Source organism: Dietzia massiliensis, from assembly GCF_018390595.1.
Lineage (GTDB): Bacteria > Actinomycetota > Actinomycetes > Mycobacteriales > Mycobacteriaceae > Dietzia > Dietzia massiliensis.
This window is the reverse complement of record NZ_JAHBAV010000016.1, coordinates 22,300-40,170: the sequence shown is the minus strand read 5'-3', so window position 1 is coordinate 40,170 and position 17,871 is coordinate 22,300. Positions and strand designations below refer to the sequence as shown.

The 17,871-nt window shown below is 70.7% G+C and carries 16 protein-coding genes and 1 pseudogene; 14 read left to right on the top strand and 3 right to left on the bottom strand.

The window, feature by feature from the left end; genetic code table 11:
- Nucleotides 1-71 precede the first annotated feature (71 nt).
- The 3 genes from KHA85_RS06545 to KHA85_RS06535 all read left to right on the top strand — a co-directional run bounded on the left by KHA85_RS06545 (nucleotide 72) and on the right by KHA85_RS06535 (nucleotide 2,802).
- The gene (locus tag KHA85_RS06545) at nucleotides 72-836 is read left to right on the top strand and encodes an isoprenyl transferase (RefSeq protein ID WP_061230071.1); all 765 of its coding nucleotides are present in this window, start codon (nucleotides 72-74) and stop codon (nucleotides 834-836) included.
- On the top strand, nucleotides 833-1,561 hold the full coding sequence (locus KHA85_RS06540; protein ID WP_308936879.1) for an MOSC domain-containing protein: 729 nt from the start codon (nucleotides 833-835) through the stop codon (nucleotides 1,559-1,561). The genes KHA85_RS06545 and KHA85_RS06540 overlap by 4 nt, the downstream gene beginning before the upstream one ends.
- 140 nt (nucleotides 1,562-1,701) lie before the next feature.
- Complete coding sequence (locus KHA85_RS06535) at nucleotides 1,702-2,802, top strand: tocopherol cyclase family protein (RefSeq protein ID WP_213185203.1); 1,101 nt, start codon at nucleotides 1,702-1,704, stop codon at nucleotides 2,800-2,802.
- A gap of 32 nt (nucleotides 2,803-2,834) precedes the next feature.
- On the opposite strand, the gene coaA is transcribed toward KHA85_RS06535, so the two are convergent.
- A complete protein-coding gene (coaA, locus tag KHA85_RS06530; RefSeq protein ID WP_007631281.1) occupies nucleotides 2,835-3,767 on the bottom strand; it encodes a type I pantothenate kinase in 933 nt (310 codons plus the stop codon).
- A gap of 134 nt (nucleotides 3,768-3,901) precedes the next feature.
- Here coaA and glyA point away from each other — a divergent pair, with 134 nt between their 5' ends.
- Both glyA and KHA85_RS06520 read left to right on the top strand, forming a co-directional pair.
- Nucleotides 3,902-5,206 carry a serine hydroxymethyltransferase gene (glyA, locus tag KHA85_RS06525; RefSeq protein ID WP_213185202.1) on the top strand — a complete coding sequence of 435 codons (1,305 nt, stop codon included), beginning with the start codon at nucleotides 3,902-3,904 and terminating at the stop codon, nucleotides 5,204-5,206.
- Nucleotides 5,207-5,240: 34 nt separating this feature from the next.
- Nucleotides 5,241-5,975, top strand: coding sequence for a LysR family transcriptional regulator substrate-binding protein (locus tag KHA85_RS06520; RefSeq protein WP_213185201.1), 735 nt, complete (start codon nucleotides 5,241-5,243; stop codon nucleotides 5,973-5,975).
- 10 nt (nucleotides 5,976-5,985) lie between these two features.
- Here the strand turns inward: KHA85_RS06520 and KHA85_RS06515 are convergent, their stop codons facing one another.
- Entirely contained in the window at nucleotides 5,986-6,612 is a 627-nt protein-coding gene (locus KHA85_RS06515; RefSeq protein WP_438802045.1) for a TetR/AcrR family transcriptional regulator, read from the bottom strand.
- 112 nt (nucleotides 6,613-6,724) lie between these two features.
- Here KHA85_RS06515 and KHA85_RS06510 point away from each other — a divergent pair, with 112 nt between their 5' ends.
- The 6 genes from KHA85_RS06510 (at nucleotide 6,725) to KHA85_RS06485 (ending at nucleotide 14,222) form a co-directional block, all read left to right on the top strand.
- Nucleotides 6,725-8,392, top strand: a complete 1,668-nt coding sequence (locus KHA85_RS06510) for a class I adenylate-forming enzyme family protein (protein WP_236885290.1) — start codon at nucleotides 6,725-6,727, stop codon at nucleotides 8,390-8,392.
- Nucleotides 8,393-8,433: 41 nt separating this feature from the next.
- Nucleotides 8,434-9,786, top strand: coding sequence for an MFS transporter (locus KHA85_RS06505; protein WP_236885289.1), 1,353 nt, complete (start codon nucleotides 8,434-8,436; stop codon nucleotides 9,784-9,786).
- Nucleotides 9,787-9,867: 81 nt separating this feature from the next.
- Nucleotides 9,868-10,941 (top strand): phosphotransferase family protein, encoded by a 1,074-nt coding sequence (locus KHA85_RS06500; RefSeq protein WP_070722716.1) that lies wholly within the window; start codon nucleotides 9,868-9,870, stop codon nucleotides 10,939-10,941.
- Nucleotides 10,942-11,003: 62 nt separating this feature from the next.
- Nucleotides 11,004-11,765, top strand: coding sequence for an SDR family NAD(P)-dependent oxidoreductase (locus KHA85_RS06495; protein WP_213185208.1), 762 nt, complete (start codon nucleotides 11,004-11,006; stop codon nucleotides 11,763-11,765).
- A 38-nt stretch (nucleotides 11,766-11,803) separates the two neighbouring features.
- Nucleotides 11,804-13,009 (top strand): acyl-CoA dehydrogenase family protein, encoded by a 1,206-nt coding sequence (locus KHA85_RS06490; protein WP_007631291.1) that lies wholly within the window; start codon nucleotides 11,804-11,806, stop codon nucleotides 13,007-13,009.
- 70 nt (nucleotides 13,010-13,079) lie between these two features.
- Entirely contained in the window at nucleotides 13,080-14,222 is a 1,143-nt protein-coding gene (locus KHA85_RS06485; protein WP_213185199.1) for a thiolase family protein, read from the top strand.
- Nucleotides 14,223-14,395: 173 nt separating this feature from the next.
- Here the strand turns inward: KHA85_RS06485 and KHA85_RS06480 are convergent, their stop codons facing one another.
- Entirely contained in the window at nucleotides 14,396-15,499 is a 1,104-nt protein-coding gene (locus KHA85_RS06480; RefSeq protein ID WP_213185198.1) for a zinc-binding dehydrogenase, read from the bottom strand.
- 136 nt (nucleotides 15,500-15,635) lie between these two features.
- Here KHA85_RS06480 and KHA85_RS06475 point away from each other — a divergent pair, with 136 nt between their 5' ends.
- The 3 genes and pseudogenes from KHA85_RS06475 to fabG all read left to right on the top strand — a co-directional run bounded on the left by KHA85_RS06475 (nucleotide 15,636) and on the right by fabG (nucleotide 17,865).
- Entirely contained in the window at nucleotides 15,636-16,826 is a 1,191-nt protein-coding gene (locus tag KHA85_RS06475) for an acyl-CoA dehydrogenase family protein (RefSeq protein WP_213185197.1), read from the top strand.
- A 29-nt stretch (nucleotides 16,827-16,855) separates the two neighbouring features.
- Nucleotides 16,856-17,125: pseudogene (locus KHA85_RS06470) on the top strand (CoA transferase); the annotation flags it as partial.
- On the top strand, nucleotides 17,125-17,865 hold the full coding sequence (gene fabG, locus KHA85_RS06465) for a 3-oxoacyl-ACP reductase FabG (protein ID WP_182642452.1): 741 nt from the start codon (nucleotides 17,125-17,127) through the stop codon (nucleotides 17,863-17,865). The pseudogene KHA85_RS06470 and the gene fabG, both read left to right, overlap by 1 nt.
- Nucleotides 17,866-17,871: the final 6 nt, after the last annotated feature.

Sequence of the window (17,871 nt, the reverse complement as noted above, 5' to 3'; positions counted from 1 at the left end):
CGACGGAGCTGAGCGCGCAGCGGGTCAGGGGCACCACAGAGGAGGCGGTGCCGCGCGGTACTCTTTCCCGCGTGGCCACCTCCCCCCTGTACAAGTTCTACGAGTCCCGACTGCGGTCGTCGCTCGAGGGCAAGAGGCTGCCGCGGCACGTCGCCGTGATGTGCGACGGCAACCGCCGGTGGGCCAAGGAGGCCGGGTTCACCGACGTCGCACACGGCCACCGGGCCGGCGCGGTGAAGATCGCCGAGATGCTGGGCTGGTGTGACGAGCTCGGCATCGACGTCGCCACCATCTACCTCCTGTCCACCGAGAACCTCGGCCGCGACGCCGACGAGCTCGGCGAGCTGCTGCAGATCATCGCCGACGTCGTGGACGAAATCACCAGGCCGGAGCGCAACTGGGAGGTCCGCATCGTCGGGCGGCTGGAGCTCCTGCCCGAGTGGCTGGCCGATCGCCTGCGCCACGCGGAGCAGGTGAGCACCGGCCGACCGGGCGTCAAGGTCAACGTGGCGGTGGGCTACGGCGGGCGGCAGGAGATCGCCGACGCGGCCCGTGAACTGGTCGAGCAGCTGATCGACGAGGGCCGGACGGGCGCGGACCTCGTCGACGGGATCACCGTCGAGGGCATCGGGGAGCACCTCTACACGTCCGGGCAGCCCGACCCCGACCTCGTGATCCGCACGTCCGGCGAGCAGCGCCTGTCGGGTTTCCTGTTGTGGCAGAGCGCGTACTCGGAGATCTGGTTCACCGAGGCCTACTGGCCGGCGTTCCGCCGCGTGGACTTCCTGCGCGCACTCCGCGAGTACAGCGCCCGCAATCGCCGGTTCGGGCAGTGAGCACTCCGGCGAGCACCCCGGCGGGGTCCTCCGTGCCCGCGTCGTTCACCGTCCGGGCCGTGTGCGTGGTCGACCAGCTTCTGACCGTGCCCGGCCGGGTCGGCGTGACGGCGATCGACAAGCGCCCGGTCGAGGGCCCGGTCCAGGTCCGCGAGTACGGCCTCCACGGTGACGTCCAGGCCGACCGCAAGCACCACGGCGGCGTGTGGAAGGCCGTCTATCTGCTCTCCGACTCCGACGTCGAGCAGTGGGAGCCCGAGTTCGGCGGCCCGATCCCGCCCGGATACTTCGGCGAGAACCTCCGCGTGACTGGGATCGACACCTCGCAGCTGCAGATCGGCACCGTGCTGGAGGTGGCCGCTGCAGGCGCCGCCGGCGCCGCCGCCGGGGCCCCCGGCCTGCGCATGGAGGTCACCACCCCGCGTATCCCGTGCCAGACCTTCGCCCACCGTGTCGGGAAGCCGCGGTGGGTGCGTCGCTTCACCGAGGGCGGGCGGCCGGGCGCGTACGCACGGGTCCTCGCCCCGGGGCCGGTCGGGGCGGGCGACGAGATCCGGGTGGTCAGCGAGCCCACGCACGGTGTCACCATCGGGAGGGTGCTGTCCGGGGTCGACGACGACGAGGTCAGCCGCCTCCTCGCCGAGTACGACCTCTCGGAGCTCGCCCCGAGCCTCGTCCGGAAGCTGGATCCGGCCACGGACGACCGCCCGGTCGACGCGGACTGAGACACCGCCGGCCGGCCGGATCAGTCACGCGGCGTGGCCAGGTGGTCCCGCACGTCGTCGGCGGTCGACCACACCCCGGAAACGATGCCGCCACGGCCGGCGCGACCCCGGACCCGGCCCGATATGGGACGCTGATCCGCATGGGACTCCTCCGGCGATACCGGGCGACCGGTGCAGACCTGCCCTTCGGCGATCCGCTCCGCGCGCACGGCGTGGCCATGGAGGGGTACTTCCTCCGGATCACCGACCGCGAACGCGGGCGCGTGGCCATCGCGCTCATCGGGGTCAACCGGGGACCCGACGGGCACTGGGCGACGCTCGGCCTGGCCTCCGACGAGGTGATGATCCCGCTCGAGGCCGGTGGCGCCCGCCGGCCCGGTGACGGGGACTCCTCGTCGTCGTCCTCCGCGGCGGTCTCCACGCTCCGCCTCGCCGCCGCGCCGCACGGGTGGGCCGACCCCTCGCGCATCGGCGCCCGGTCCGGCGGACAGTTCGAGTACCGACGCGACGGCATCCGCGTGGACATGGGGGAGGGCGCGCGGCTCCACGTGGACATCACCGACCCCGTGGAGTGGCCGCATCGCGCCGTCGGCGGGTCGAGCATCTTCCAGTCCGTCCCCGCGCTCAACCAGTACTGGCACCCCTGGCTGCTCGGTGGGCGCGCCAGTGGGTGGGCCGAGCTCGACGGCCGGCGCTGGGACTTCGACGACGCCGAGGTGTACGGCGAGAAGAACTGGGGCGCCGAGGGCTTCCCCGACTCGTGGTGGTGGGGGCAGGCGCAGGCGTTCTCCGAGCCCCACACCTGCGTCGCGTTCGCCGGCGGCCAGATCCACTCAGGCCCGCTACGCACCGAGGTCACCGCGCTCGTCGTGCGGCTCCCCGGCGGGCGCGTCGTGCGGCTCGGCAACCCCGTGGTCTCGCCCGTGCGCGCCGACGTCACCGACGAGAGGTGGGAGCTCGAGGGACGCGGCTACGGCTGGGACATCCGCGTCAGCGGGCGGTCGCCGCTCGACCGCGCGCACGTCCTGCCCGTGCCGCTGCCGTCGGAGAACCGCAACTCCGCAGGGTCCATCGAGCACCTGACCGGGGAGCTCGAGGTGGAGGTACGACGGCGAGGGCGGCTCGTGTGGTCGGATCGCAGCTGGCTGGCCGCGCTCGAACACGGGGGTCTCGACCGGGCCGAGGCCGAGCTGCGGCGGCGGGGCGTTCCAGAGGGGGAGACGGGCGCGCCGCCGGTGTAGGCGGGGTTCGGGGAGTGCGCGCGGGCGCGGCCTCAGATCTTCCGCAGGCGCAGCCGCTGGATGGAGTGATCCGAGTTCTTGCGCAGCACCAGCGTGGCGCGCGGCCGGGTGGGCAGGATGTTCTCCACGAGGTTCGGCCGGTTGATCGAGTTCCAGATCTCGCGCGCGGCCAGGCGCGCCGCGTTGTCGGACAGGTCGGCGTAGTGCGCGAAGTGCGACCCCGGGTTGGAGAACGACGTGCTGCGCAGCTCGAGGAACCGCTCGATGTACCACTGCTCGATGTCCTCGATCCGCGCGTCCACGTAGAGCGAGAAGTCGAACAGGTCCGAGACCATGAGCCGCGGGCCGGTCTGCAGGACGTTGAGGCCCTCGACGATGAGGATGTCCGGCCGCTGCACCTCGATGTGCTCACCCGGCACGATGTCGTACTTGGTGTGTGAGTACACCGGCGCGCGGACCACGGGCGCGCCGGACTTGACCTCGGTGACGAAGCGCAGCAGCGCGCGGCGGTCGTATGACTCCGGGTACCCCTTGCGGTGCATGAGCCCGCGACGCTGGAGCTCGCGGTTGGGGTAGAGGAACCCGTCGGTCGTCACCAGGTCGACCCGGGGGTGCGAGTCCCAGCGGGTGAGCAGCGCGCGCAGCACACGGGCGGACGTGGACTTGCCCACCGCCACCGAGCCCGCGACACCGATCACGAACGGCATCGGCGCGTCGACGGTCTCACCGAGGAACAGGTTGGTGGACTGGAACAGCCGCTGACGTGCGGAGACCTGCAGGTGGATGAGGCGGCTGAGCGGGAGGTAGATCTCCGCGATCTCGTCCAGGTCGAGGTGCTCACCCAGGCCGCGGAGCCCTTCGAGATCCTGCTCGGTGAGGACCATGGGCATCGCACGCCGCAGCCGCCGCCAGCTCCGGCGGTCGAACTCCACGTACGGCGTGTAGTCGCCGGCATGTCTGCTCACGGGTTCCGATTGTGGCAGGTGGCCACGGGGGAGAGGGTGTCAGGGTGCGTGGCACTAGACTGACGACGACGACGAGACGAGCCGTGGCCCACACGATTCGTACGAAGCGAGAAGCCCACGCGCGAGGAGCAACGATGACCGACCCGAACACCGACGTGTTCTCCGCCTCCCTGTCCGAACTGGATCCGGAGGTCGCCGAGGCGATGGCCGGCGAGCTGGCCCGTCAGCGGGACACGCTCGAGATGATCGCGTCGGAGAACTTCGTGCCGCGCTCGGTGCTGCAGGCGCAGGGCTCCGTGCTCACCAACAAGTACGCCGAGGGCTACCCGGGACGCCGCTACTACGGCGGGTGCGAGCACGTGGACGTCATCGAGAACCTGGCCCGCGACCGCGCCAAGGAGGTCTTCGGCGCCAAGTACGCCAACGTCCAGCCGCACGCCGGGGCCCAGGCCAACGCCGCCGTGCTCATGGCGCTCGCCGCGCCGGGCTCCAAGATCATGGGGCTGTCCCTGGCCCACGGTGGACACCTCACGCACGGCATGAAGCTCAACTTCTCCGGCCAGCTGTACGAGGTCGCCGCCTACGAGGTCGACGCCGAGACGATGCTCGTCGACATGGACGCCGTCCGTGAGATGGCTCTGGCGGAGAAGCCTGACGTCATCATCGCCGGCTGGTCGGCCTACCCCCGGACGCTGGACTTCGCGAAGTTCCGCGAGATCGCCGACGAGGTCGGCGCCAAGCTGTGGGTGGACATGGCTCACTTCGCCGGCCTGGTCGCCGCGGGCCTGCACCCGAGCCCCGTCCCGCACGCACACGTCGTCTCCACGACCGTGCACAAGACGCTCGGCGGGCCGCGCTCCGGCATGATCCTCACCAACGACCTCGAGCTCTTCAAGAAGCTCAACTCCTCGGTGTTCCCGGGCCAGCAGGGCGGGCCGCTCATGCACGCGATCGCCGCCAAGGCCACGGCCATGAAGATCGCCGGGACCGAGCAGTTCCGGGAGCGGCAGCAGCGCACCCTCGAGGGCGCCAAGATCCTCGCCGAGAGGCTCACCGCCGAGGACTGCAAGAACGCCGGTGTCTCGGTCCTCACCGGAGGGACCGACGTCCACCTGGTCCTGGTCGACCTGCGTGACTCGGAGCTGGACGGTCAGCAGGCCGAGGACCTGCTGCACGAGGTCGGCATCACCGTGAACCGTAACGCCGTGCCGTTCGACCCCCGGCCACCGATGGTCACCTCCGGCCTGCGGATCGGCACGCCCGCCCTGGCGACGCGCGGCTTCACCGCAGACGACTTCCGTGAGGTCGCCGACATCATCGGCGCCGCCCTGGCGGCCGGCAAGGACGCCGACACCGCGGGCCTGCGCGAGCGGGTGACCGCCCTGGCGAAGGCCAAGCCGCTGTACGAGGGGCTCGAGGACTGGACGATCCTGGGCTGAGGACTCCTAGACACACGACGACAGGCGGGGGCCGGTGACCGACGAGAGCGCGGGCATCGGCCCCCGCCTGCGCGTGGGATACGTCCCAGGTGTCCAGCCCGACAAGTGGCTCACCCGGTGGCGCGAGCGCAACCCCGATGTGCCGATCACGGCTCGGCGTGTGGGGGACCCGCGGCCGGACCTGGCCCGGTCCGCCGGCGACGACGGGTTCGACGTGATCTTTCTCCGTGAGGCCGACGATGCGCCGCGGTCGGCGCCGCCTGGACTCCTGCGGATCCCCCTGTACACCGAGACCATGGCCGTGCTCGCCGGGAAAGATCACGAGCTCGGGGCGTTCGACTCGTTGAGCCCTGAGGACCTCGAGGCCGAGCGATGGCTCGATCCGGTCGACGCGGTCACGGCGACGCCGGAGGAGGTGTCCGCCGCCGTCGACCTGGTCGCGGCCGGGGTCGGGCTGCTCGCGCTGCCGCTGCCGTACGCACGGTCGCTGAGTCGTCGGGACGTGGTGGCCCGGCCGCTCGGGGGTGTGGCGACCACCCGCGTGGGAGTCGCGTGGTCGCCCGCGCGGGAGGGGGACCAGCTCATCGACGAGTTCGTCGGGATCGTGCGGGGCCGAACGGCATCGACGTCGCGGGGTGCGGGGGAGCCACCGCGCGAGAAGCGCACGGCCCGCGAGAAAACGGCGGCGAAGGCGCGGGCTCGCGCCGAGCGCGGGGTGCGGCCAGCGGAGCGGGGCGTGTCCCCGGCGAAGGGTAAGCGGAGGCGCTGACCGCCGCTGGTCAGTGGGCGGTCGCCCCGACCATCCGGCGGGCGAACTCGACGTGGCGACACACGACGTCGTCAGCGCTCAGCGGGCCGTCGGGTCTGTACCAGTTCGCGATGGAGACGCACAGTGATGCGATCGCCCGCGCCGCGTCCTCGGGGAACTCGCATGCGAAGTCGCCCGACTCGACGCCCGCGCGGATGGCGTCCTCGATCATCTCCTGCTGGGCATCGCGTTGGCCGACGTGGTGGGCGCGTACCTCCGGCTCCATGCTGCGCATCTCGGTGGAGGCGACGAACGCCTGGTCGCGCCGGGCCATGTGGAAGCGGGCGAGACACTCCACCACGTTCTCGAAGCGGGTCACCGGATCGTCGCCGGCATCGTCGGCGGCAGCGGCGGTGTTGGCGAGCATCTCGGCCATCGCGGTGTCGACCAGGGCGGCGAGGATCGCCTGCTTGGAGCGGTAGTGGTGGTACAGGCCGGGCACCGACAGTCCGGCGGCCTCGGCGATCATCCGGATAGAGGCTCCGTGGTAGCCGTGGCGCGCGAACACGCCCAGCGCGGCGCGTAGGGGAGGGGAGAGCGCGTCGTCTCCGAACTCGCGCCAATCCGCCGTGGTCGCGATCTCCTCACTCATCTCCATCACCCTATAGCCGCCCTCCGCTTGACACCCCATGTGGTGTACGCAACACTATGGCACACCGAGCGATCGCTCGGTCGGCTACGCCGGAACAGGCGGCGACGGGAGGAGCGAGATGAGTCAGAGCGAGCTGCGACCATGGCGGGAGCTATACCGTCCAGGGCTGGACGAGGGTGCGGTGGCGCGACGATCGAGCCTGGTCGAGGCGTGGCGCCAGCGTGTCACCGCGGCGCCGGATCGGGTGGCGATCGCCTACTTCGACACCGAGCTGTCCGCGGCCGAGGTCGACCAGATGTCCGACGCGCTCGCCACCGCGCTCCAGGTCCGCGGCGTGGCGCCGGGCGACCGGGTGGGCATCCACCTGCAGAACATCCCCCAGTACGCGCTGGCGATGCTCGCGCTGTGGAAGATCGGCGCGGCGGCCGTGGTGCTCAACCCGATGTACTTCGGACGCGAACTCCTACTCCCGGTCGCCGACTCCGGTGCCGTCGGGATCATCGCCACCGACAGGGACGTGCCCGCCATCCGGGACGCCGTCAGCGGTACGGACGTGGCCTGGGTCGTCAGCACCAGCGAGCGGGATCTGCAGACGCGGAACGATCCCCGCGCGTTCGGCGACGAGCAGCCGGCGGAGCCCTCCGCGGACGGGGACCTCGTCGAGCTCATCCGGCGGTTCGAGGGTCGCACGCCGGAGCAGGTCACGGTCACGCCGGACGATCTGGCGCTGCTCACCTACACGTCGGGCACGACCGGGCCGCCGAAGGGGGCCATGAACTCGCACGGCAACGTCGTCGCGGTCGCCCGGAGTCTCGCGGACTTCGTCGATGTGGCGCCGGGGGACGTCGTCCTGGCCATCGCTCCGCTTTTCCACATCACCGGCGCCGTCGCCAACGCCACGCTCGCCCTCATCGGCGACGCGACGCTCGTCTTCGCGGGCCGGTTCCGGCCCGAGGTCGTACTCGACGCGTTCCGTGAGCACGGCGTCACGTTCACGATCGGCTCGATAACCGCGTACAACGCGCTCATGCGCCTGGAGGGCGCGGGCCCGGAACACTTCGCCGCGGTCAAGACCCTCTACAGCGGTGGTGCCCCCATCCCGCCGTCGACGGTCGAGCGGTTCGCCGAGCGGTTCGGGCACTACATCCACAACGGCTACGGCATGACGGAGACGACCTCCGGTGTGATCGCCGTGCCGCCGGGCCTGCGGGCGCCGGTCGACGCCGCCAGCGGCACCCTGTCGATCGGCGTGCCGCTACCGGGGATCGATGCCCAGGTCGTCGACGCGGACGACGCCCCTGTCGCGCCCGGGGAGCAGGGCGAACTCGTGCTGTCCGGGCCGCAGATCGTCTCGGGCTACTGGCGCAATGAGGCCGCGACCGAGTCGACCATGCCCGGCGGGCGTCTGCACACCGGTGACGTCGCCGTCATGGACGCGGTCGGCTGGGTCTACCTCGTCGACCGGCTCAAGGACCAGATCAACGCCTCCGGCTACAAGGTCTGGCCGCGCGAGGTCGAGGACGCTCTCTACGAACACGACGCCGTGTTCGAGGCCGCTGTCGTCGGCCTGCCCGACGAGTACCGCGGGGAGAAGGTCGTCGCGTTCGTCTCGCTCAAGGCCGGCGGTACCGCCACGGAGGACGAGCTGATCGCGTTCGCCGCCGCTCGGCTCGCCGCCTACAAGCGACCGGCCGAGATCCACCTCGTCCCCGAACTTCCCAAGACCCAGACCGGCAAGATCCGCCGTCGCGAGCTCCGAGACGCGCATGCCCCCGACCAGCCCTGACCACGCGCCCCGAACCTCCCCTCACACCGAAGGACACTGACATGGCCGAGGCCACCCTGAACGCCGGCGACAACGGCGCCATTACCGCCGACGCCGCACCACCCGTGCAGACGGCACGGGGAAACCGCAGCAGCATCCGGTCCCTGGCCGCCAGCACCACCGGGCAGCTGTTCGAGTGGTACGAGTGGACCGCCTACGCGGTCTTCGCGCCCTACATCGCCGCAGCGATGTTCAACAACGACAACCCGGTGTCCGCGCTGCTGGCCACCCTCGCCGTCTTCGCCGTCGGCTTCCTCATGCGCCCCCTCGGCGGGATCGTCTTCGGCCGGATCGCCGACGTGAAGGGCCGCAAGTTCGTCCTCGTCACCACCATGCTCATGATGGCCGGCGCGAGTCTGCTCATCGGCCTGCTGCCGACCTACGGAGCACTCGGGATCGTCGCCTCCGGCCTGTTGCTGCTGTGCCGCATGGTCCAGGGCTTCGCGCACGGCGGTGAGTCGGCGACCGCCTACAGCTACGTGGCCGAGATCGCGCCCCCGCACCGTCGCGGCATGTGGGGCAGCCTCGTCTTTGTCGCCATCATGGGCGGCACGGTGATCGCCTACGGCATCGGCGGCGGCATCACCGCCGTGCTGTCGGAGAGCGCCGTGGGCGAGTGGGGCTGGCGCGTGCCGTTCCTGCTCGGCGCCGTGTTCGCCCTGTTCGTGCTCTACCTGCGTCGCGGCATGGAGGAGTCCGACGTCTTCGACAAGGCCGCGGCCGAGGCCGAGGCGTCCGGCACCGCGGTCACGTTCTCGCGGCGCAAGCTGGCCGGCGCCATCGCGCTCGTCGTGGCCATGGTCTCCGGCATGACGGTCGCGCACTACACGTGGAGCTCCTACGCGTCGACGTTCGCCATCACGCAGCGCGGCATGGACTCCGAGTCCGCGTTCTGGATGATCTTCGCCAGCCAGCTCATCGCGCTGGGCACCCTGCCGCTGTGGGGTCTGCTCTCGGACCACATCGGCCGCCGCCCGGTGATCTTCATCTTCGGTGTCGGCACCATCATCACCACGCCGGTGCTGATGGGGATGATCGACGAGCGCCCGTGGACGCTGTTCGTCGCCTCGCTCATCGCGATGACGCTCGTCGCCGCCGCCGGGTCGATCCTGTCCTCGTTCATGTCCGAGGCGTTCCCCACGAAGATGCGGACCGCCGGCATCGGGTTCGCCTACTCGCTCTCGGTCGCCGTGTTCGGCGGCAGCGCCCCGTACCTCAACGCCCAGTTCATCGAGTGGGACCTGTACTGGATGATCAGCGCGTACATCATCGCCCTGTGCGTCTGCACCATGGTCGCGACCGCCTTCATGAAGGAGACCCGGGGCCACGACCTGCACCGGGTCGGCCAGCACTGATCAGGCGTCTCCGAACTACGCAGCCCGGATCCGCTCCGAACCGTTCACCCGGCCGCCCATCAACAGCGAGGATCGAACTCCATGACCCCATCATCGTCAGAGGCCACGGGCCTGTCGCTCGACCAGCTGCTCCGCCCCGACATCGTGGGTCCGAAGATCGCCGAGGCCACCGGCGACCGGGCGTGGACCGACTTCGACGCCGAGCTCATCGCCGGCGGCAAGTCGAACCTCACGTTCACGCTCCGCTCGGACGCCGGCGAGCTCATCCTGCGGCGGCCGCCCACGGGGAAGCTCCTGCCGAGCGCCCACGACATGGGTCGCGAGGCACGCATCCAGCTCGGGCTCGCGGACACGGACGTGCCGGTCGCGAAGGTGGTGCTCAACGAGACCACCGGTGAGGACCTGGGCGTGCCGTACTACGTGATGGAGAAGGTGGTCGGCCACGTCATCCGTGACGTGCTACCGCCGGGCTTCGCCGAGTCCGACGACGACAAGGCGGCCATGGCCGACGCCCAGATCGACGCCCTGGTCGCGCTCCATGCCGTGGACCAGGACGCCGTGGGCCTGTCCGATCTCGGACGCCCGGAGGGCTATCTGGAGCGACAACTCCGACGCTGGCTGGGCCAGTCGGAGAAGTCCAGTGCCTCTGTCCGGGCCGAGCGCCTGCCCGACCTGGCGGCGCGTCTCGGCGAGAGCATGCCCACCTCGCCGTCGTCGCGGATCATCCACGGTGACTACCGACTGGACAACTACGTCGTCGACCCCGACGACCCGGGGCGCATCAAGGCGATCCTCGACTGGGAGCTGTCCACGCTCGGTGACCCCGTCGCCGACCTGGCACAGACCGTCCTGTACTGGGGCGATCCCGACGGGCCGACGGTGCCGCTCATCCCCACCGTCACCACCGAACCCGGGTGGCCGGGGCCGCAGCGCCTCCTCGACCGGTACTGCGACGCCACCGGCACGGACCCGTCCCACATGCCCTGGTACCTGGCGTTCGCCACGTTCAAGTTCGCCGCCATCGCCCAGGGCGTGGCCACCCGCTCCGAGGCCGGCGACATGGCCGGACAGGACTTCGGAGACATCGGCCCGCAGATCCGCGAGCTGGTCGACCACGGCCACTCGATCCTCGACTCCCGGAAGGGGACCAAGTGATGACCGACGCGACCACCGCCGCGCCGTCGCCCGTCGATCCGCGCACGGGACCGCAGTCGGCGGTGCCCGTTCTCGACCGCTTCCGCCTGGACGGCCGCGTCGCCGTGATCACCGGCGCGTCCTCCGGCCTCGGGGCGGGATTCACCCGCGCGCTGTCCTCGGCCGGCGCCACCGTCGTGCTCGCCGCCCGGCGCCGGGACCGGCTCGAGGCGCTCGCAGACGACCTGCGTGAGTCCGGCGGCACCGCGATGACCGTGGCCTGCGACGTCGCGGACCCGGAGGCCTGCGCGGCGATGGTCCGCGCGGTGATGGACGCCCACGGGCGCATCGACATCCTCGTCAACAACGCCGGACTCGGCACCGCCGTGCCCGCCCTCAAGGAGACGCCCGAGCAGTTTCGCGGCGTGGTGGACGTCAACCTGAACGGCGCCTACTGGGCGGCCAAGGAGTGCGCGGCCGTCATGCAGCCCGGCTCGAGCATCGTCAACGTCGCCAGCGTGCTGGGCCTGACCGCCGGCTTCGCGCCGCAGGCCGCGTACTCCGCGACCAAGGCGGCCGTTCTCGGCCTGACCCGCGACCTGGCCCACCAGTGGGGCAGCCGCCGTGGCATCCGCGTCAACGCGCTCGCCCCCGGGTACTTCGCCTCCGAGATGACCGACGAGATCCCCGAGAAGATGCTCGCCGACATCACCGGCAGCACCATCTTCGGCAGGCTCGGACTGCAGCCCGAACTCGACTCAGCGCTGGTCTTCCTCGCCTCCGACGCCTCGTCCTTCATCACCGGCGCGACCCTCGTGGTCGATGGTGGCATGACCCTGCACTGACCGCGTCCGCGCCGACAGCCACTACAGGAGTAGAAACAATGGAATTCGCTCATAGCCAGCGCAGCGTCGAGCTGCAGGAGAACATGTGGGAGTTCATGCGGGAGCACGTCTTCCCGGCAGAGCCCGTGTGGTCGGCTTACCTGCGCGAGCACGGCGACAACGCCTACCCGCCGATCATGGAGGACCTCAAGGCCGAGGCCCGCCGTCGTGGCCTGTGGAACCTCTTCCTGCCCGAGTGGTCGGGGATCTCCAACCTCGAGTTCGCCGCCGTCTCGGAGATCACGGGATGGTCGCCCGTCATCGCCCCCGAGGCGATCAACTCGCAGGCCCCCGACACCGGGAACATGGAGACCTTCCACCTGTTCGGCACCGATGAGCAGAAGGCCAGGTACCTCGAGCCGCTCAAGGAGGGGAAGATCCGCTCGGCGTACGCCATGACCGAGCCCGACGTCGCCTCCTCCGACGCGACCAACATCCAGACCGTGATCCGCCGCGAGGGCGACGAGTACGTGATCAACGGTCGCAAGTGGTGGATCACGGGCATCGCCGACACCCGCTGCGAGATCCTCATCGTCATGGGCAAGACCGACCCCGACGCCGAGACCCACCGGCAGCAGTCCATGGTCCTCGTCCCGCGCGACACCCCGGGGCTACGGATCGAGCGCAATCTGCCCCTGTTCGGCTACCAGGACCAGCACGGGCACTGTGAGCTGGTGTTCGACAACGTGCGGGTGCCCGCCTCCAACCTGCTCGGTGAGGAGGGCGCCGGATTCGCCATCGCTCAGGCGCGCCTGGGTCCGGGCCGCATTCACCACGCCATGCGCGCCATCGGGATGGCCGAGCGGGCGCTCGCGCTGATGGTCGACCGGGCCAAGTCCCGCCACGCCTTCGGTGGCTCCCTGGCCAGCCAGGGGGTGGTGCAGGAGCACATCGCGAACTCGCGGATCGAGATCGACCAGGCGCGCCTGCAGGTCCAACACTGCGCGTGGATGATCGACACCGTCGGCGCCAAGGAGGCCCGCTTCGAGATCTCGGCCATCAAGGTCATCGCGCCGCAGGTGGCGTGCGCGGTCATCGACCGGGCCATCGAGGTCTTCGGCGGCGCCGGCGTCTCCGACGACACCCCGCTCGCGTACTTCTACGCGTGGGCGCGGGCCCTGCGGATCGTCGACGGCCCGGACGCGGTCCACCGCCGCACGATCGCGCGAGGCGAACTGAAGAAGACCCCGCCGTACATCGGATAACCCTAGGATGTCCCACCAGTAGCCGGGGTGACCGGCGCCGGGGGACGCACGAGAGTGAAGGAAGAAGCACATGGGTGCAGTGATCGTGGAGGCCGTGCGCAGCGCGGTGGGCAAGCGCAAGGGCGGCCTGGCCGGGATGCACCCGGCTGACCTGTCCGGCGTGGTGCTCAACGGGCTCGTCGAGCGGGCGGGGATCGACCCGGCGGTCGTCGAGGACGTCATCTGGGGTTGTGTGACGCAGGCCGGTGAGCAGGCCGGCGACATCGCCCGGACCGCCGCACTGTCCGCCGGGTGGCCCGAGACGGTCAACGGCGTGACGATCGACCGGCAGTGTGGGTCGTCGCAGCAGGCGCTGAGCTTCGCCGTCGCGGTCGTCGAGTCCGGGTACCACGACGTGGTCGTGGCCGGCGGCGTGGAGTCGATGACCCGCGTACCGATGGGCTCGCACGTGTCCGCCGATTCGTTCCCCTACGGGCAGCACTTCATGGACCGGTACGACGGCATCGCGCCCAATCAGGGAGTGGGCGCCGAGATGATCGCCGAGCGGTGGGGCTTCTCCCGCACCCAGCTCGACGAGTTCGCGGTGGCCTCGCACGAGAAGGCCGCCGCGGCACAGGACGCCGGGTTCTTCACCGGGCACATCGTGCCGGTGACCACCCCGGACGGCGTGTTCGACACCGATCAGGGTATCCGCCGCGGGAGCACCGTCGAGGGACTGGCCGGGCTCAAGACGCCGTTCAAGGAGGACGGCGTCATCCACGCGGGCAACGCCTCGCAGATCTCCGACGGTTCGGCGGCGATCCTGGTGATGAGCGAGGAGGCGGCCGCCAAGTATGGCTGCGCCCCGCTGGCTCGCGTGCACACCGCGACTCTCGCGGGTGACGACCCGGTCATCATGCTCACCGCGCCGATCCCTGCGACCGCCAAGGCCCTGCAGAAGTCGGGTCTGTCGATCGATGACATCGGGGTGTTCGAGGTCAACGAGGCGTTCGCCTCCGTGCCCATGGCGTGGCTGGCCGACACGGGCGCGGACCCGGCCAAACTCAACCCCAACGGCGGCGCGATCGCGCTCGGTCACCCGCTCGGTGGCTCCGGCGCGCGCATCTTCGCCGACCTCGTCCACCACATGAAGGACAAGGACATCAAGTACGGCCTGCAAACGATGTGTGAGGGCGGCGGCCAGGCGAACGCCACCATCATCGAACTGCTCTGACCTGCCCGATCAGCGCGCCCCCGACCCCCGGTCCTCGCCTTGATGGCGGCGGGCCGGGGGTCGGTGCGAGTGGGGGTCGTTCGGCGGGGCCTGCTGCCGTCACCATCGAGAAGACGATTTCGCCCGTATCGGTCGAGTGGATCTGTGCGAAACGCTCTTCTCGACGAGGGCGCTCAGTCGCCGGTGAGGACGATGGCGCGCCCCAGCACCTCGCCGCGGTCGAGCGCCTCGTAGGTCTGCGGCGCCTCGGCCATCGGGACGCGCCGCGAGATGACCTGGCCGAGATCCAGCTTGCCGGCGGCCAGCAGACGGATGAGGGCGGTCACGTCCTGCCGGGCCCGCGCGCCGTACGAACCCTTGATCTGGATCTTCCGACGGACGATGCGCGCGAGGTCCGCGTCCAGGGACGTCCCGGCCGGCGGGATGCCCACCACCACGACGCGGCCGCCCTCTCTGGCGATCTCGGTGGCCTGGCGGGTCGTGACCGCGGAGCCGAGCGCCTCGAATGCCGCGTCGACCCCGCGGCCACCCGTGATCTCCATGACGGCGGCCGTCGCATCGGTCTGCGCCGAGTTGATGGTGTGGGTGGCGCCCATACGGCGGGCGAGCGCGAGCTTGTCGTCGTCGACGTCGATCGCGATGACCGATTCCGCGCCGCTCACCGCGGACAACTGGACGATGTTCTGGCCGACGCCGCCGACCGCCACCACCGCGACCGACTCCCCGGTGCGGACATCGCCGACGTTGCGGACCGCCCCGTATGCGGTGAACATCGAGCACCCGAGGATCGCGGAGTCGGTCAGGTCGAGGGGGTCCGGGAGGGCGAACACTGCAGTGGCGGGCGTGACGCTGTACTCGGCCAACCCGCCCATCGAGTACATGGACAGCGGTTCACCGGAGGCGCGGCGCAATCGGCTCTCGCCGTCGTACAGGGTCCCGCGCAGGCGGTTGTACTCGAAGAATGTGGAGCAGATGTCCTCCATGCCGCGCGCGCAGTTCTCGCAGTAGCCGCACGGCATGATGAACGAGCCCACTACCCGGTCGCCGGGGCGGACGGTGGTGACGCCGCGGCCGACCTCGGCCACGACGCCCGAGATCTCGTGGCCGAGCACTCCGGGGAGCGGGAATCCGACCTCGCCCTTCATGACGTGCAGGTCGGTGTGGCAGACCCCGCAGGCGTGGTTGTGCACGAGAACCTCGCCCTCCCGCGGTTCGGGGATCGGGATGTCCTCGATCACCAGCGGGGATCCGGTCTCGACACACACGGCAGCCTTCATGGCGCCGACTGTACTCAGGCACCGCTGTCCGTCTCAGCAGATCTGGTGGGACTCAGGGGCGGATGAAGCTCCCCGCTAACGATGATCATAGTTGGTAGCATCCAGGCGACGCGCTGGAAGCGGCGGAAGGCGGGCGATGGACACGACAGTGGCGGACCCGGAGGTCTCCGGGGACGATTTCGCGGACATTCTCGCGACGACGCGCGACTACATCCGTACGGTGGTGCTGCCGCGCGAGCAGGAGATCGCCGACGCCGACGAGGTCCCGGCGGACATCCGCGCGGGGCTGGCCGACCTGGGCCTGTTCGGTTACGCGATCCCGCAGCGCTGGGGAGGCCTGGGGTTGGACCTGACCCAGGACGTCGAGATGGCGATGGAGTTCGGCTACACGACCTTCGCGATGCGGTCCCTGTTCGGCACCAACAACGGGATCGCCGGGCAGGTGCTGGTGAACTTCGGGACGGACGAGCAGAAGGCGAGGTGGCTGGGGCCGATCGCCTCAGGGGAGGTGATCGCGTCGTTCGCCCTCACGGAGGACGGCGCCGGGTCGAACCCGGCTGGGCTGACCACCAAGGCGGTGCGCGACGGAGCCGGCTGGGTGATCGAGGGAGCCAAGCGTTTCATCACCAACGCGCCGCTCGCCGGCCTGTTCGTCGTGTTCGCCCGGACCCGTCCCGCCGACGCCGACGGCACTGGCGTCGCCGTCTTCCTCGTCCCCGCGGACACGCCGGGCGTGACGGTGGGGCCCAAGGACGAGAAGATGGGCCAGGAGGGTGCCTGGACCGCCGAGGTCAGCTTCCAGGCCGTCCGCGTACCTGACGATGCGTTGGTCGGCGGTGACGAGGACGCGGGCTACCGGGCCGCGATGACCTCGCTGGCGCGGGGCCGCGTGCACATCGCCGCGTTGGCGGTCGGTGCCGCGCAGCGCGCATTGGACGAGTCGCTCGCGCACGCCTCCACCGCCACCCAGGGCGGGACGGTGATCGGTGAGTTCCAACTGGTACAGGCGATGTTGGCGGATATCCAGGTGGGCGTGATGGCGGGTCGCGCGATGGTCCGCGAGGCCGCCGCGAAGTATCACTGTGGTGAGGACCGCCGGATCGCCCCGTCGGCGGCCAAGCTCTACTGCACCGAGATGGCCGGTCGGGCCGCCGACCTGGCCGTCCAGATCCACGGTGGCAGCGGGTACATCCGCGGCGTCCCCGTCGAGCGGATCTACCGGGACGTCCGGCTGCTGCGCCTGTACGAGGGGACCAGCGAGATCCAGAGGCTCATCATCGGTGGCGGCCTCGTCCGGGTGGCCACGCGGGCGGCGGGTAGCCGGTGACCGCCGCGGGGTCGGTGGGTGGTTCGCCCGACTCGGCGGAGCGGGCCGACAGTCTGGACCGGTTCGGTGTGCCGGCGGCGCGGCTCAACGACGTCGCCGGGCTGGTCGAGCACCCGCAACTCGCGGCCCGGAACCGGTGGCGCGGGGTGGGGACCCCGGCCGGGCCGGTCCGCGGACTGCTGCCGCCGATGACGTTCTCGGACGTCGAACTGCCGATGGGACGCGTGCCGGCGCTGGGCGAACACACTGAGGCGATCCTGGCCGAGCTGGCCGGGGCACTGGACGAAGGGGACACATGATGGGACTGCTCGAGGGTCGGACCGCGGTCGTCACGGGGGCCGCGCGCGGGATCGGGCTGGAGATCGCCCGGACGTTCATCGCGAACGGGGCCCGGGTGGTGGTCGGGGACATCGACGACGAGGCCGGCGCCGCGGCGGTCGCCGACCTGGGGGGCGAGGACCACGCACGGTACGTGCACTGCGACGTGCGGGACGGCGCCGCGGTCGAGGCGATGATCGACGTCGCCGAGGAGGCCTTCGGGCCGCTCGGGGTGTTCGTCAATAACGCCGGGGTCACCCGCGACGCCACGATGCGCAAGATGACCGAGGAGCAGTTCGACGACATCATCGCCATCCACCTCAAGGGCACCTGGAACGGCACCCGCGCGGCGGCGGGGCGCATGCGCGGCCACGGGGGCGGGGCGATCGTCAACATCTCCTCGATCTCCGGGAAGGTCGGGCTGGTGGGCCAGACCAACTACTCGGCGGCCAAGGCCGGGATCGTCGGACTGACCAAGGCCGCGGCCAAGGAGGTCGCCTTCGCGGGCGTGCGCGTCAACGCCGTCCAGCCCGGGCTCATCCGGACCGCGATGACGCTCGCGATGCCCGAGCACATCTGGGAGGAGAAGATGGCCGAGATCCCCATGGGGAGGGCGGCCGAACCGAGCGAGGTCGCGCAGGTGGTGCTCTTCCTCGCCAGCGACATGTCGAGCTACATGACCGGCACCGTCCTGGAGATCACCGGCGGTCGGCACATCTGAGACCGC